The 14,857-nt window shown below is 72.6% G+C and carries 12 protein-coding genes; 4 read left to right on the top strand and 8 right to left on the bottom strand.

What is annotated here, in order from left to right:
• Window positions 1–39 precede the first annotated feature (39 nt).
• The 3 genes from AB0P41_RS07120 to AB0P41_RS07110 form a co-directional block, all read right to left on the bottom strand.
• Window positions 40–1,569 (bottom strand): 3-hydroxyacyl-CoA dehydrogenase, encoded by a 1,530-nt coding sequence (locus tag AB0P41_RS07120; RefSeq protein WP_365930617.1) that lies wholly within the window; start codon window positions 1,567–1,569, stop codon window positions 40–42.
• Window positions 1,570–1,630: 61 nt separating this feature from the next.
• Window positions 1,631–2,407: a CoA-transferase gene (locus AB0P41_RS07115; protein ID WP_365930616.1), complete on the bottom strand. Its 777-nt coding sequence runs from the start codon at window positions 2,405–2,407 to the stop codon at window positions 1,631–1,633.
• A 26-nt stretch (window positions 2,408–2,433) separates the two neighbouring features.
• Entirely contained in the window at window positions 2,434–3,351 is a 918-nt protein-coding gene (locus tag AB0P41_RS07110) for a CoA-transferase (protein WP_356714047.1), read from the bottom strand.
• 154 nt (window positions 3,352–3,505) lie between these two features.
• On the opposite strand from AB0P41_RS07110, the gene AB0P41_RS07105 reads away from it, so the two are divergent.
• The 4 genes from AB0P41_RS07105 to AB0P41_RS07090 all read left to right on the top strand — a co-directional run bounded on the left by AB0P41_RS07105 (window position 3,506) and on the right by AB0P41_RS07090 (window position 7,689).
• A complete protein-coding gene (locus AB0P41_RS07105; RefSeq protein ID WP_356713946.1) occupies window positions 3,506–4,408 on the top strand; it encodes a LysR family transcriptional regulator in 903 nt (300 codons plus the stop codon).
• A gap of 103 nt (window positions 4,409–4,511) precedes the next feature.
• Entirely contained in the window at window positions 4,512–5,738 is a 1,227-nt protein-coding gene (locus AB0P41_RS07100) for an acetyl-CoA C-acetyltransferase (RefSeq protein ID WP_365930614.1), read from the top strand.
• A gap of 113 nt (window positions 5,739–5,851) precedes the next feature.
• Window positions 5,852–7,195, top strand: a complete 1,344-nt coding sequence (locus AB0P41_RS07095) for an MFS transporter (RefSeq protein ID WP_365930612.1) — start codon at window positions 5,852–5,854, stop codon at window positions 7,193–7,195.
• A gap of 35 nt (window positions 7,196–7,230) precedes the next feature.
• A complete protein-coding gene (locus AB0P41_RS07090; RefSeq protein WP_356713943.1) occupies window positions 7,231–7,689 on the top strand; it encodes a MaoC family dehydratase in 459 nt (152 codons plus the stop codon).
• Here the strand turns inward: AB0P41_RS07090 and AB0P41_RS07085 are convergent.
• The 5 genes from AB0P41_RS07085 to AB0P41_RS07065 all read right to left on the bottom strand — a co-directional run bounded on the left by AB0P41_RS07085 (window position 7,680) and on the right by AB0P41_RS07065 (window position 14,767).
• Window positions 7,680–10,562, bottom strand: coding sequence for an FAD-linked oxidase C-terminal domain-containing protein (locus AB0P41_RS07085; protein ID WP_365930610.1), 2,883 nt, complete (start codon window positions 10,560–10,562; stop codon window positions 7,680–7,682). The two genes, AB0P41_RS07090 and AB0P41_RS07085, sit on opposite strands and share 10 nt — an antisense overlap.
• 97 nt (window positions 10,563–10,659) lie before the next feature.
• The gene (locus tag AB0P41_RS07080) at window positions 10,660–12,144 is read right to left on the bottom strand and encodes a sialate:H+ symport family MFS transporter (RefSeq protein WP_365930608.1); all 1,485 of its coding nucleotides are present in this window, start codon (window positions 12,142–12,144) and stop codon (window positions 10,660–10,662) included.
• 45 nt (window positions 12,145–12,189) lie between these two features.
• A complete protein-coding gene (locus AB0P41_RS07075; RefSeq protein ID WP_365930607.1) occupies window positions 12,190–12,870 on the bottom strand; it encodes a putative N-acetylmannosamine-6-phosphate 2-epimerase in 681 nt (226 codons plus the stop codon).
• Window positions 12,867–13,811: an ROK family protein gene (locus AB0P41_RS07070; protein WP_365930605.1), complete on the bottom strand. Its 945-nt coding sequence runs from the start codon at window positions 13,809–13,811 to the stop codon at window positions 12,867–12,869. Before AB0P41_RS07070 ends, AB0P41_RS07075 begins: the two co-directional genes overlap by 4 nt.
• A complete protein-coding gene (locus tag AB0P41_RS07065; RefSeq protein WP_365930603.1) occupies window positions 13,808–14,767 on the bottom strand; it encodes a dihydrodipicolinate synthase family protein in 960 nt (319 codons plus the stop codon). The genes AB0P41_RS07070 and AB0P41_RS07065 overlap by 4 nt, the downstream gene beginning before the upstream one ends.
• Window positions 14,768–14,857 lie beyond the last annotated feature (90 nt).

Genomic DNA, 14,857 nt, shown 5'->3' with positions numbered 1-14,857 from the left:
CAGGTCTTGTACGAAACGGTCACGGCCCCGGCGCACGGTTCAGGCGCAGTCGGCCGGCGTGGTGCCCGGGTCCGTCAGTGCCAGCCCCAGCTGGGCTCGCTCGGTGAGCCAGCGGGTCGGCCGGTGGCGCGGGTCGCCGGTCGTGGCGTGCAGGGACCGCTGGAGCTCCAGCATCCGCGCGGCGCCGACCCGGTCGCCCCAGGCCAGCGGCCCCGCCGGGTAGCCGAGGCCCGTCGTGACGGCGAGGTCGATGTCCGCCGGGGTGGCCAGCGAGCGTTCCGCGATCGAAGCGGCGACCGACACCACCGACGCGAGCAGCCGCTGCGCCACCGAGCCCGCGGTGTCCCGCACGACCGACACGGCCCAGGGGGCCTCGCCGTCCGCCGCGCGGGCCAGTACCGCGCGGGCGTCCCGCGCGGCGGAGGGATCGGACGCCGGCGTCACCGCGAGCACCCGCCGGCGGCCCGCCGGAGCCAGTGGGTCGACGCCGAAGGCGCGTGCGGCGGGGAGGCCCAGGGAGGCGACCGCGGCAGCCACCGTCGTGCCCCAGACCGGGACGAGGACCAGGGCGCGGTCGGACGGCCCGGCGCCGCTCTCCACCGCCGCCCCGGCTTCGGACAGCGCGGTCCGCAGACCCTCCGCACCCTCACCGCCCGCGACGAACACCGGCCGGTCCGCGTCACCCGTCACCGGCGCCTCCGGCGCCGGGGCGGGTGCCTCGGGGCCGTAGGCGAACCAGCCCTGCCCGGTCTTGCGGCCGTGCAGGCCGGCGGTCACCCGGTTCGGCGTCAGGTAGGACGGGCGGAGGCGGTCCTCGTGGCGGAAGCCCTGCCAGATCGAGTCGATCACGGCAGCCGTGACATCGAGGCCGGTGAGATCCATCAGTTCGAAGGGGCCCATGCGCAGCCCCAGGACGTCCCGTGCGATCCGGTCGATGCCGGCCGGGTCGGCGACGGACTCCTCCAGCAGCGCCAGGGCCTCGGTCACGAGCCCCCGGCCGGCGTGGTTGACCAGGAAGCCGGGGGTGTCGGCGACGGTGACCGCGCGGTGGCCGCAGCTCTCGACCAGCTCCGTGAGAACCGACGGGATCCCGGGGCGGGTGGCGGCGCCCGGCACGACCTCGACGATCCTCATCAGCGGCACGGGGTTGAAGAAGTGCAGCCCCGCGAGCCGCCCCGGGTCCCGGAGCGACGCGGCGATCCGGGTCACCGACAGGGAGGAGGTGTTGGTCGCGAAGACCGCCGACTCCGGCAGGATCCGCTCCAGCTTCCCGAAGACCTCGGCCTTGGTGTCCAGGTCCTCCCGAACGGCCTCGACGACCAGCTCCACCTCCGGGCCGGGCGCCCACGGGTCGTCCAGCGGGACCAGCCGCTCCAGGGCCGCGTCCCGGTCCCCGGCGGACATCCGCCCCTTGTCCACCGCGCGCTCCAGCATGGACCGTACGAAGCCGACCGCCGCTGTCACCGCCTCGGTCCGGACGTCGCACAGCTCTACGGTGTGTCCGCCGGCCGCCGCCCACTGGGCGATGCCGCGTCCCATGGCTCCGGCGCCGACGATCCTGATACGCATGGCAGTTACGGTCCTCTCGGGGTGGGGATCGGGGAGGTGCTCCCCGGGGTCGGGGGTGCCCTCAGCGAAGATAGACGCGGCCGGGGTCGACGTCCTCCCTCAGGAGCCGCAGCTCCGCGGCGGTCGGCGGCGGCACGGTGCCGACCTCGTCGGCCACCTTCAGGTCCCAGCCGGTCGCCTCCCGGACCTGCCCGGCCGTGACACCCGGGTGGACGGCGATCAGCTTCAGCTCCTCGCCGACGCCCTCGCGTGCCAGGATGCCCAGCTCGGTGATGACCCGGGTGACTCCCGCGCCCAGCGGCCTGATGCCCTCGGCGAGCGCGCGGTCGGGGCCCGGAGTGGTGCAGAAGTCCAGACTCTTTGTGAAGGAGCGCGGATTGTGACGGCGCATCACCACGAACACCTCGTGGGAGTTGGCCATCACCTCGATCGCGCCGCCGGAGCCGGGGAGCCGCACCGTGGGACTCTCCCAGTCGCCGATGACGGAGGTGTTGAGGTTGCCCCACCGGTCGATCTGCGCGGCGCCGAGGAAGCCCACGTCGATGTGGCCGCCCTGGAGCACACAGCCGAAGAGCGCCGGCATCGACAGCACGGCCTCCGCGCCCGAGATGAGTACGGCGTCGGCGATGGTCTCCGGCAGATGCGAGGGGTGCGCCCCGCAGACCCCGGACTCGTACACGACCTCGATCCGCGGCGCGACGGTCAGACGGGCGAGCTCGGTGGCGAGCGTCGGCAGCCCGATGCCGGCGAACACCGTGCGGCGGGAGGCCAGTTCGCGGGAGGCGACGACGGAGAGCAGCTCGGACGAGGTGACGGTCTCCGGTGCGGTGGTGGTCATGGTCCGTTCCTTCCCCTGCGGCGCGCTCACAGCCGCCGCCCGTAGTTCACGGGTTCGCTGAGCGCCTCGCCCACCGCGAGCCCCGCCCAGAAGTCCTCGCCCAGCTTGGCGGTGTACTCGGCGTGGTCCGCCGTCCCGTACACCCACTCGTCCAGCCACGCCCGCAGCCGCTCGGGGTCCTTGCTGATGTGCGACCAGGCCCGGTAGAAGGCGTTGTCGCGGTCGTAGTAGCCCTGCGCGAAGGACGGGTGCGCGCCTCGCGGGCAGACGACGACGGCGTCCACGGCGTGCGACGGGACGAGTGTGCGGTTGGGGTCCGAGCGGACCACCTCGTCCCCGACGACCTCCTCGACGACGACGATCGCCCTGTCCGCGGCGTACACCGCCTCGGCCTGGATGCCGGTCAGTCCCCACATCTGGGTGTTGCCCCGGCGGTCGGCCCGCTGTGCGTGGATGATCGTCACGTCCGGGTTCACGGGCGGCACGACGTAGATCTGCTCCGGCTCCCCGTCAGGCCCGGGATACGGCGACGTCACCTTGCGCAGAGCGCTGTTGACGGACGGCAGATCGCTGCCGCCGTAGCTGCGCAGCGGATAGAACGGCAGCCGCTGCGAGCCCGCGAGGTAGCGGCAGACCATCCCGTAGTGGCTGTACTCCTCGAAGGCCAGCGGCGCCGGGTCGGCGCGCTCGATCCTGCGCCGCAGCTCGCCGAGCGAACCGGCGGAGGAGTTGCCCACGAAGGAGGAGACCAGCCGCGAGACGCAGCCCGCCGCGATCATCTGGTCCACCACGATGTCCGCCGTCATCCGTACGACGGTGAGGTCCTTGCGGCCCTGCCGGATGATCTCGTGCCCCGCGGCGGTGGGGACGAGATGGGTGAACCCTTCGAGGCTGACGGTGGCCCCGTCGTGCACGAAGGAGGCGACGGCCTCCCTCATCGACATGACTTTGCCGGCCCCGTCGGCCGTATCCGTCCGCTCCACGGTGCTCCTCGGGCGAGTGCGTGCTGGTCGCCCTTACCGTGTCAGCGGCCATTGATTGCTGTCCAATACCAAATTAAGGTCGGATCAAGACTGATCGTTAATGAATGGAATCCCGATGGAACTGCGTCATCTGACCGCGTTCACCGCCGTCGCCGAGGAACTGCACTTCGGCCGCGCCGCCAAGCGGCTCCAGATGGCGCAGCCCCCGCTCAGCCAGCAGATCCGGCAGCTGGAGAAGGAGCTCGGCGTCCAGCTCTTCGAGCGCAACACCCGCTCGGTACGGCTCACCAGCGCGGGGGAGTCCTTCCTCGAACCCGTAAGGACCGTGCTCGACGACCTCGACCTCGCGGTACGCGCCGCGAAGGCCGCGGGGCGCGGGGAGTACGGCCGGGTCACCATCGGCTTCGCGGGAGCGTCCAGCCACGAGACGCTGCCCCTGCTGACCCGGGCCGTGCGGGCCGCCCACCCCGGGATCGAGCTGGCCATGAAGGGCCAGACCTACGCCAACGTCGCCCTGTCCCGGGTCGCGGACGGCTCCCTCGATCTGGGATTCGTCCGGCTGCCGGTCACCCAGCCCGGGGTGGCCTACCGGGTGATCGACGAGGAGGAGCTGCTCTGCGCGCTGCCCTCCGACCACCCGCTCGCCCGTCTGGAGAGCATCCCGATCGGGATCCTCGCGGACGAACCATTCGTCTCCTTCCCCGCGAACGCCGGCTCCACGGTGCGTGACGCGATGGTGCAGGTCTGCGAGGCCACCGGCTTCAACCCGCGCGTGGTGCAGGAGGCTCCCGACTCGTACACGATCCTGGCCCTCGTCGCCGCGGGGGTCGGCGTCACGCTCACCGTCTCCTCCGTCCGCCACATCCAGCAGAACGGGCTGGTCTACCGGCCCCTCGCCGGTCCGCCCGTCCGCCGCCAGGCCGCCCTGGCCTGGCGCACGGACAACCCCTCGGCCGCACTCCGCGCGGTGCTCGCGGTCGCCGAGGAGGCCCTGCCCACGCCGGGGGGCTCCGATTGAGACGTGTGGCGTCTTGAATGTGCGGAAACTCGATATTGGACCGACTCAGTGGTCCAGTGCGAAGGTCACCCCACACACCCGAGCCGCCGAAAGGTGTTCCGCCGTGCCCGACCAGACCGATGTCGTCATCTGCGAACCGCTGCGCACCCCCATCGGGCGTTTCGGCGGAGCCTTCGCCCAGCAGACGCCCGCCGCGCTCGCCGCACGCGTCATCGCCGAGGTCGTCGCCCGTACGGGCATCGACCCGGACCGGGTGGACGAGGTGATCCTCGGACACGCCTACCCCTCGTCCGAGGCCCCCGCCATCGGCCGCGTCGCCGCCCTGGACGCCGGACTCCCCGAGACCGTCACCGGCATCCAGACCGACCGCCGCTGCGGTTCCGGCCTCCAGGCCGTCCTCGACGCGGCGATGCAGATCCGGGCCGGGTTCAGCGACGTCGTCGTCGCGGGCGGTGTCGACGTCATGAGCGCCGCCCCCTACTACACGCACGACGGGCGCTGGGGCATCAAAGGCCCCGGCCTCCAGCTCCACGACTCCCTGGCCCGTGGCCGCGTCACTGCCGGCGGCATCCACCACCCCGTGCCCGGCGGCATGATCGAGACCGCCGAGAACCTGCGCCGCGAGTACGGGATCAGCCGGGCCGACCAGGACGCCCTCGCCCTGCGCTCGCAGGCCCGCGCCGCCCGCGCCGTGAACGAAGGGCGCTACGACGCGGAGACCGTCCCCGTCACCGTGAAGACGCGCAAGGGCGAGACGGTCGTCACCGCCGACGAACACCCCCGCCCGGACACCACCGCCGAGCAACTCGCGGCACTGCGCCCGATCATGGCCAAGTCCGACCCGGAGGCCACCGTCACGGCGGGCAACGCCAGCGGGCAGAACGACGCGGCGGCCGCCTGCCTGGTCACCGGTGCCGCCACCGCCGAACGGCTCGGGCTCACCCCGCTCGTCCGTCTGGTCTCCTTCGCCCGCGCGGGTGTCCCCGCCGCGACGATGGGCATCGGCCCCGTCCCGGCCACCCACGCGGCCCTCGGCCGCGCCGGACTCACCCTCGCCGAACTCGACCTGATCGAGATCAACGAGGCGTTCGCAGCCCAGGTGCTCGCCTGCACCCGGGAGCTGGGGCTCGGCGAGAAGGACCACGAGCAGCGGATCAACGTCAACGGGTCCGGCGTCTCGCTCGGCCACCCCGTGGGCGCCACCGGCGCCCGCATCCTGGCCACGCTCAGCCGGGAGATGCACCGCAGCGAGGCGCGCTACGGCCTGGAGACCATGTGCATCGGCGGCGGCCAGGGCCTTGCCGCGGTCTTCGAACGCATCACCGCCTGACCCTCCCCGCCCCCTTCTCCGTCCCCTCTCCACCACGCGACCCAGGCGTCCCGGGCGACGCCGGGTCAGCCGTGCCCCCATCCGCTTGATCAACGATGTTCACGGGAGCCACCATGAGTGCGAACACCGCCACCGCACGCGAGCGAACGAAAGCCGCCAACCGCGCAGGGTTCGGAGCCTTCATCGGCTCCACCATCGAGTGGTTCGACTTCTACATCTACGGAACCGCGGCAGCGCTCGTCTTCGACAAGGTGTTCTTCCCCGAACTCGAGGGCCCCATAGGCACCCTGGTCGCCTTCGCCACCTTCTGGGTCGGCTTCCTCGCCCGCCCCCTCGGCGGCATCATCTTCGGCCACTACGGCGACAAGCTCGGCCGCAAGAAGACCCTCGTCATCACGCTGCTGATGATGGGCATCTCGACCACCGCGATCGGCCTGCTGCCCGGTTACGCCTCCATCGGCATCGCCGCCCCGATCCTGCTGGTCTGCATCCGCATGATCCAGGGCATCGGCCTCGGCGGCGAGTGGGGCGGCTCCGTCCTGATCGCCTCCGAGCACGCACCCAAGGGCAAGTCCGTGCTGTACGGCGCGTTCGCCCAGCAGGGCTCGCCCGTCGGCAACACCCTCTCCACCGTGAGCTTCCTCGCCATCAGCCAGCTGCCCGACGACGCCTTCGTCTCCTGGGGCTGGCGGGTGCCGTTCCTCGCCTCCGCCGCACTCGTCATGGTCGGCCTGCTGGTCCGCCTGAAGGTCACCGAGTCCCCGGCGATGGCCAAGCTCATCGAGAAGAAGGAAGTCGTCAAGCTCCCGCTGACCGAGGTCCTGCGCAGCCACCCCATGCTCATCGTGCTCGGCATCGGCGCCTGCACCATCGGCCTCTCGGCCACGTACTTCAAGTCGACGTTCGCCCTGTCCTGGGCCACCACGTCCCTCGACTTCGACCGCAGCTCGTTCCTGACGATCATCCTCGTCGCCAACGTCACCCAGATCATCGTCCAGCCCTTCGGCGCCCTCATCGCCACCCGCATGAAGAGCTGGTCCCGCGCGGTGACCGTGATGCTGCTGCCCGAACTCATCCTGATGCCGGTGATGTTCCTCCTCATCAGCACCGAGAACTACGGCCTCGCGATGCTCGGCGTCGCCGTCGCCACGATCCCGCACTGCCTGTACTACGCGGCCCTCGCCGGCATGCTCGCCAGCCGTTTCCCGGCCCACCTGCGCTACACCGGCATCTCGCTCTGCTACCAGCTCTGCGGCACGCTGCTCGGCGGCACGACCCCGATCATCGGCCAGTTCCTGCTCAACCGCACCGGCTCGATCACCGCAGTCATCGCGTACGCCGTCTTCCAGGTGGCGCTGACCCTGGGCTGCATGCTCCTCCTGCTCAAGCGCCCCAACCACGACGAACAGGCCGCCGAACCCGTCGCCGCGCCCCGCACCGCGCCCGTCACCGCCTGACCACACCCCCGTACGAGCAGAACGGAGCACCACCGATGCCCCTGACCGTCAACGGCATTCCGGAGATCCTCGCCCTCGGCGGGCGCGACCTCGGGCACTCGGAGTGGAAGGAGGTCACCCAGGAGCTGATCGACGCCTACGCGTACGTCTCGGGGGACCACCAGTGGATCCACACCGACGTCGAACGCGCCGCCGCCGGCCCGTACGGTCGCACCATCGCCCACGGCTACATGGTGCTGAGCTGGGGCATCCCGATGTTCGGCGAGCTGCTCCAGGTCCGCGGCGTGGGACGCGCGCTCAACTACGGGGTCAACCGGGTCAGGTACCCGGCGCCCGTCCCCGTCGGCAGCCGCGTACGGCTGCACGCGTCCGTCGCCGGGGTGACGGAGGTCGCGCGGGGCGGCGTGCAGATGACCCGGGCCTTCACCTTCGAGCTCGAAGGGTCTCAGAAGCCGGCCTGTGTCGCGGAGTCGCTGACGCACTTCTATCCCTGACGGCCGCTGCTCCCGTCGGGGGCGGGCCGGGGGAGCTCGCGGGCGAGGAGTTCGGCCAGGTGCAGGCCGGTCCGGCCGGTCAGATCGGTGATCTGGGTCCGGCAGGAGTAACCGTCGGCGAGAAGAGCGGTGTCCTCCCGTGCGGCGCGTACAGCCGGCAGGAGCTGCTGTCCGGCCACCGCGACGGACACGTCGTAATGGCCCTTCTCGGCACCGAAGTTGCCCGCCAGCCCGCAGCACCCGCCCAGGCGCCGGACCGTGGCACCCGCCGACTCCAGGAGCTCCGCGTCGGTGTTCCATCCCATCACCGCGTGGTGGTGGCAGTGGGGCTGGGCGACGACCTCGCGTCCGCTCAGATCCGGCGGTGCCCAGGCCGGTGTCGCCGCCAGCAGCTCGGCGAGGGTACGGGTGGCTTCGGCGACCGGCCGGGCCCTGTCCGCGCCCAGGAGCTCCATGGAGTCCGAGCGGATCGACGCGGTGCACGAGGGCTCCATGCCGACGACGGGCGTGCCGGGGGCCGCCGCGGCCCCCAGGACGTCGACCGTCCTTCCGAGGACTCCGCGTGCGGTGTCGAGCTGCCCCGTGGAGATCCAGGTGAGACCGCAGCAGAGCTGTTCCCGGGTGATCTGCGGCCGGTACCCGGCGTTCTCCAGGACACGGACGGTGGCGATACCCACCTCCGGGGAGAAGTGGTCGGTAAAGGTGTCCACGAAGAGCAGCACGGGCCTGCCTCCCGCCCGGCGCCCGGGCCGGGTCCGCTCGAACCACTTCCGGAAGGTCTCGCGCGGCAACGACGGCAGGGTCCGCCGGCCGTCCACGCCGGCCGCCGCCAGCGCGAGCGGGGCGACACCGGGAAGCCGTGCCACCCGGTTGACCAGCCCCGGTGCGTGCGCTGCGAGGCGCGCCCAACGGGGAAGCCACCCCAGGGAGTAGTGGACGGCGGGGCGGATCCGGTGCCGGTAGCTCTGGTGGAGCACCTCGGACCTGTAAGCGGCCATGTCCACGCCCGTGGGACAGTCCGAGAGGCAGCCCTTGCACGACAGACACAGGTCGAGGGCCTCATGGACCTCCGGTGACCGCCAGCCCGAGCCGACCAGCGTTCCGTTGACCATCTCCTGGAGGACCCGGGCCCGGCCTCGGGTGGAGTCCTTCTCCTCCTTCGTCGCCAGGTACGAGGGGCACATCACACCTCCGGCGGAGGTGTTGTCCGCCCGGCACTTGCCGACGCCCGTGCAGCGGTGCACCGCCTGGGTGAAGTCGCCGCCGTCCTCCTCGTACAGCAGGGCGAGCCCACGGTTCACCGGTGGCGCGGCGGGGACCCGCAGGTCGGCGTCGACGGGCCGCGGATCGACGAGGACGCCGGGGTTCAGGATGTTGCCGGGGTCGAACACGCCCTTGACACCGGCGAAGAGCTCCAGAGCCTCGGGCGAGTACATGGCGGACAGGAGTTCGCTCCTGGCCCGTCCGTCGCCGTGCTCACCGGAGACCGAACCACCGTATCCGGCGACGAGCCCGGCGGCCTCGCCGAGGAACGCGCGCAGGACCTCTCGGCCACCGGGCCTGTCGAGAGGCAGGTCCAGCCGGATGTGGAGGCAGCCGTCGCCGAAGTGGCCGTAGGGCAGCCCGGTGACGCCGAACCGGTCCATCAGCCCCTGGAATGCACGCAGGTAGTCGCCGAGCGCCGCAGGGGGGACTGCCGAGTCCTCCCACCCCGCGTGCGCCGGAAGGCCGGCCGGACTGCGTCCCGACAGGCCCGCACCGTCCTCCCGGATGCGCCAGAGTGCCGCCGCCCGGGCGGGCTCGGCGACGACCAGGCTGTCCTGCGCGCCGCAGTCGCGGGCCACCGCGCGGGCCCTGTCGGTGAGTTCGCCGGGGGAGTCGCCCGACACCTCGACGAAGAGCCACGCCCCGCCCGCCGGCAGCGGAGGCACGGCGCCGGCTCCGTGGCGCGCCCGGACCACGTCGACGATGCGGGAGTCGATCGCCTCGCACGCCGTCGGCCGGTGCGCCGACACCCCGGGGGCGTGGTCCGCCGCCGTGGCGATGTCCGGATAGCCGAGCACCACGAGAACGCGGTGGCGCGGGTCGGTGACCAGGCGGACGGTGGCCTGCGTGCACACGGCCAGCGTTCCCTCGCTGCCGACGAGGAACCGGGCGACGTCGAAGCCGTTCTCCGGCAGGAGATGCTCCAGCGCGTACCCGGACACCTGGCGGCCGAACGTGCCGAACTCGGTCCGGATGGTGGCAAGGCCCGCGCCGACGAGACGACGCAGCGCGGCCGGCTGCGCGCCTTCCGGCACCCGGCCGGGCGGTGAGGTGAGGGCGAGTGCGGCGCCGGTGCCCGTCAGCACGGTGAGCCCGAGGACGTTGTCGGAGGTCCGGCCGTACGCCAGTGTCCGGGAGCCGCACGCGTTGTTCCCGATCATCCCGCCGATCGTGCAGCGGGTGTGGGTGGACGGGTCGGGACCGAAGCGCAGACCGTGAGCGGCGGCGGCCCTCTGCAGGGTGGCGTGCACCGTGCCGGGTTCGACGGTCGCTGACCGGTCGGCCGGGTCGATCTCCAGTACGCGGTTCATGTGGCGGCTGAAGTCCATGACGACGCCCGGCCCGACGGCGTTGCCCGCCACCGAGGTCCCCGCGCCCCGTGAGGTGAGGGCGATCCCCCGCCGCCGGCAGACCTCCAGCGTGGCGGCCGCCTCCTCGGCCGAACGCGGCCGGACGACGAGGAGCGGCGGCACACGGTAGAGGGAGGCGTCGGTGGAGTGGGCGGCCCGCGAGGTCGTGTCGGTGAGGACGTCGAGGACGCCCGCCCGGCGCAGGTCGGTGCGGACCGCTGCGCCGAGACGGGGGTGGCGGGGTTCAGTCGTCGACAAGGCCACTTCCGGCGGTTCCGGGCTTGCTCGTGGTGAACGCGATGGCCAGAGCATAGGGGAAGGGGAAACCGGTGGCCCGGAACCGCGGGGGATGAGCTCAGGCCAGATCCTGGCCCGCCGGCTCCTTCCGCTCGGCCCGCGCCGCCTCGGACGGCGCGGCCAGATGGTCCCTCGGCGCGTCGGGGTCCGTCAGCCGGTTCAGCCGGGCCGGTACGTCGAAGCCGACCAGCAGCACCACGATCACCGTCCCCGCGAAGGTCAGCACCGCCAGTGCCTGCCCCAGCTCCATCCCGGACGCCAGGTGCGCCCCGAGGACCGGCGCGACGGCCCCGCCGAGCGCCCCCACGTTGTACGTGAATCCCAGCGCGGCCCCACGGTTCGCGGTGGGGAAGTGCCCGCCGATGTAGCGCGGCAGCAGCCCCGAGATGCCGAAGCTGGTGGCCTGCAGCAGGAACAGCAGACACCCGAGCACCAGCAGGTTGTCCTGCACCGCGAAGACCGGGTAGACGAAGGCCAGCGAGGCCAGCAGCGTCAGCGCGTACGCCTTCTTCGCCCCGATCCGGTCGCCCAGGAAGCCCGCGCCCCAGCAGCCGGCCATGGTGCCGAAGCCCGCGAAGAAGAGGACGTCGGTGACCTGGTCGGTGCTGTAGCCCAGTTCGGACTTCAGATACGTGGGCAGCAGCGCCTGGATGGGCCAGGAATAGAGGAACGCGAAGAACAGCGTCACGATCATCGAGACGTACAGCAGCCATCCGCGCCTCCCGCCCAGCTGCACCGCGAACGCCACGAGGGCGAGGCCGGCGACCACCGACAGGACCGGGACCATCCCCTCGCCGCTCGGGGTGAAGACCATGAAGAGCGCCAGGGTGGCGACCACGATCAGGACCGTGTTGACCAGGGCCGGCCGCGGGGTGCGGAACAGCGGCCGGAAGGGGTTGGGCTTGGCGCCCCGGTCCGCGACGTCCGCGGTCCACTCCTCCGCCTCCGGGAGGGCCCGCCGCATCCACAGCGCGACCACGATCGGGATCAGGCCCAGGTAGAACATCCACCGCCAGCCCAGCGACGGCACCACCCAGTTGTAGACCTGCGCCGCGAGGACCGAGCCGACGGAGAAGCCGGATATCAGGAAGCCGCTGGCGCGGCTGCGCAGGCGGGCCGGCCAGCTCTCCATGACGTACGTGGCGCTGGCGCTGTACTCCCCGGCCATGCCCATGCCGATGGCGAGCCGGGCGGCGAAGAGGCTGTGGTAGTTCCAGGCGAAGCCGCACGCGAAGGTGCCCAGCGAGTAGAGCAGGATGCTCAGCACCATGGAGAGCTTGCGGCCGTACCGGTCGCCGATCGCGCCCAGGACCGCGCCGCCCAGCCAGCGCGTGATGAAGGCACCGGAGATCAGGCTCGCCGCCTGGACGGTGCTCAGTCCGAAGTCGTCACCGATCTCGGTGAGGACGAGCGTGATGAGGACGAAGTCGAAGCCGTCGAGGACGTAACCGATCCAGGCGGCGAAGAAGGACTTCCACTGCGTACCGCTCACCTCGCGGTACCAGGGGAGCGTGGGGGAGGATTTCTGCACGGTGCGCTCCATGGTGCGGGACGGCGACGCGTCGCCGTCCCGCGTGGTGAGGGCTGCTCAGGGCCGGGCGATACCGGCGACGAAGCGGGACGTCAGGGCGGTGGGTGCGGTGATGGCCGTGCCGACCACGACGCTGTGGGCGCCGCGGGCGAGGGCCTCGGCAGCCTCCTCAGGGGTATTGATTCGGCCTTCGGCGACGACCGGTACAGAGACCGCGGCCGAGAGAGATGTCACAAGGTCCAGATCCGGGCCGGTCTGCTTCGGGGACCCCGGCACATAGCCGGACAGGGTGGTGGAGACGAAGTCCGCCCCCTGTTCGGCGGCGGCGATCCCCTCGGCGAGCGTGGAGACGTCGGCCATGACCAGGGCGCCCGCCGCGTGCACGGCGGTGACCAGCTCGGCGAAGGTCGAGCCGTCGGGGCGCGGCCGGTCGGTGGCGTCGGCGGCGACGACGGCCGCGCCGGCCTCGACGATCGCCAGGGCGTGCCGGACGGTCGGGGTGATGTAGACGCCGGTGTCGCCGTCCTTCCACAGGCCGATGACCGGCAGGTCCACGGCGCCGGCGATCGCGGCGACGACCTCCGGTTCGTTGGCGCGGATCGCGGAGCCGCCGCCGGCCGCCGCCGCGAGGGCGAGGCGTACGAGGGTGGCGGTCTCCCGCATCGGGTCGCCGGGAGGCGCCTGGCAGGAGACGATCAGCCGGCCCCGGAGGGTGTCGGCCAGGTCCTGTGCGGTCATCGGAGAGCTCCCGGGTGGTGGAGGGGAAGGGTGGTGGTCAGAGCCGCGGCGCCCAGTACGGCGGCGTCGTGGCCGAAGCGCGGCGGCTCGGGGGCGAGCCCGCGCAGCGGAGGCATCAGTTCGGCGGCGAAGGCGGCGGCGAGCGCGTCGCCGTACAGCGCCCCGATCCGCGGGACCCCGCCTCCGACGACGACCCGGTCCGGGCCGAGCGCGTTGGCGAGGCCGCCGAGGACCCGGCCGGCGGCGGTCGCCCCGGTGGTGATCGCGCGTACGGCGGCGGCGTCGCCGCCGGCCGCCCTGACGGCCACCGTTTGGAGCCGGTCCACCGGGGCGCCGGTGAGCCGCTCGTAATGGGCGGTGATGCCCGGTCCTGAGGCGATGACCTCCAGGTGGCCGGTGGCCCCGCAGGTGCAGGGCAGTCCGGCCGCCTCCGCGCTGGGGAGGTGGCCGAGGTGGCCGGCGATACCGGACGCGCCGTGCAGCATCCGCCCGTCGACGGCGAGCGCACCGCCCACCCCCGTGCCGACCGCCGCGAACAGCAGCGATCCGCCGCCGTCCGGCAGTTCGGCGAGCTCGGGCCCCGCGGTGGCGCGTACGTCGTTGTCGCAGGCCACCGGCAGACCCGTACGGTCCGCGAGACCCGCGCCGAGCGCGGTGCCCGCCCAGCCGCTGATCGAGTCGGTGGCGCTGGTGACCATCCCGCTGCGGGGGTCGACGACCCCGGCGGCGGCGATACCGAGCACCGTGGCCAGGCGGCCGGGGTCCACCTCGGCCGCTGCCGCGGCGAGCGCGTCGAGCACCGCCGCGGAGCCGTCCCGGGCGGGGGTGGGCCGGGTGTGCCGGGCCAGCACCGTGCCGTCGGCGGCGAAGAGCGCGGCGGCGATCTTCGTACCGCCGAGGTCGAGGCCGATCACCACGGTTCCGGTCGCCTGCGCGCTCATCGGACCGGCGGCAGACCGGCGGCGCGCAGCCGCTCGGCGATCAGCGCGACGGATGCGTCGGAGAGCTGGATCTGCGGGAAGGCGGTGGCACCGTCGTCGATGACACCGAGCAGCCGCAGCGCCTGCTTGAAGGAGCCGAGGGCCGAGGAACTGCGGCCCATGTCCTGCTCCGGGCCGACGTCCACCATGGTGAACAGCTCGATGAGGCGTTCCTGCTCCCGGGCGGCGAGCTCCCAGTCACCGGCGCGCGCGGCGTCGTACAGCCGGACGTAGCCGGCCGGGTCCACGTTGCCGATGCCGGGCACCACACCGTCCGCGCCGGCCAGCAGCGCGGCGTCCACGGTGAGTTCGGAGCCGGTCAGCACGCTGAAGTGCGGCACCGGCCCCTGTGCGCGGCCTTCGCGCCCGCCGAGCTCCACGATCAGCCGGCGGAGCCCGCCCTCGTCGCCGCTGCTGTCCTTGAGACCGGCCAGCGTGCCGTCCTCGGCGAGCTCGCGCACCAGGGCGGCGGAGAGCTTGGAGTGCACGGCCACCGGGATGTCGTAGGCGAACAGCGGGAGGTCGACCGTTCCGCGCAGCCTGCGGAAGTGCCCGGCGATCTCCGTGGGGTGCGTACGGGTGTAGAAGGGCGCGGTCGCCACGAGGGCGTCCGCGCCGAGCTCCGCCGCGGTCCGCGCGTGCTCGACGACGCGGGCGGTCGTCGTGTCGATGACCCCGGCCAGGACCGGGACCCGGCCGGCGGCCGCGGTGACCACGGTCTCCAGCGCGGTGGCGCGCCGGTCGTCGGTCAGATAGGCGACCTCGCTGGTCGAGCCGAGGGCGAACAGACCGTGCACGCCGCCGTCGACGAGGTGGCCGACGAGCCGGGTGAGGGAGGCCGTGTCGACCTCCCCGCGGTCGTCGAGCGGGGTGCAGACCGGCGGTACGACGCCGTGCAGCGGTGCGGTCAAGGACATGGTGGGGCTCCAGCTCGTTCGGAACATTGGCCCTTCGTCCGGAAAGGGAGACGGGACCGAGACATGGGACGTAAGATGTCCTATGTCTGG

The organism is Streptomyces sp. NPDC079167 (genome assembly GCF_040686735.1).
Classification (GTDB): domain Bacteria; phylum Actinomycetota; class Actinomycetes; order Streptomycetales; family Streptomycetaceae; genus Streptomyces.
Note: the sequence above shows the minus strand (reverse complement) of the source record. Positions and strands in the feature narration are given on the sequence as shown.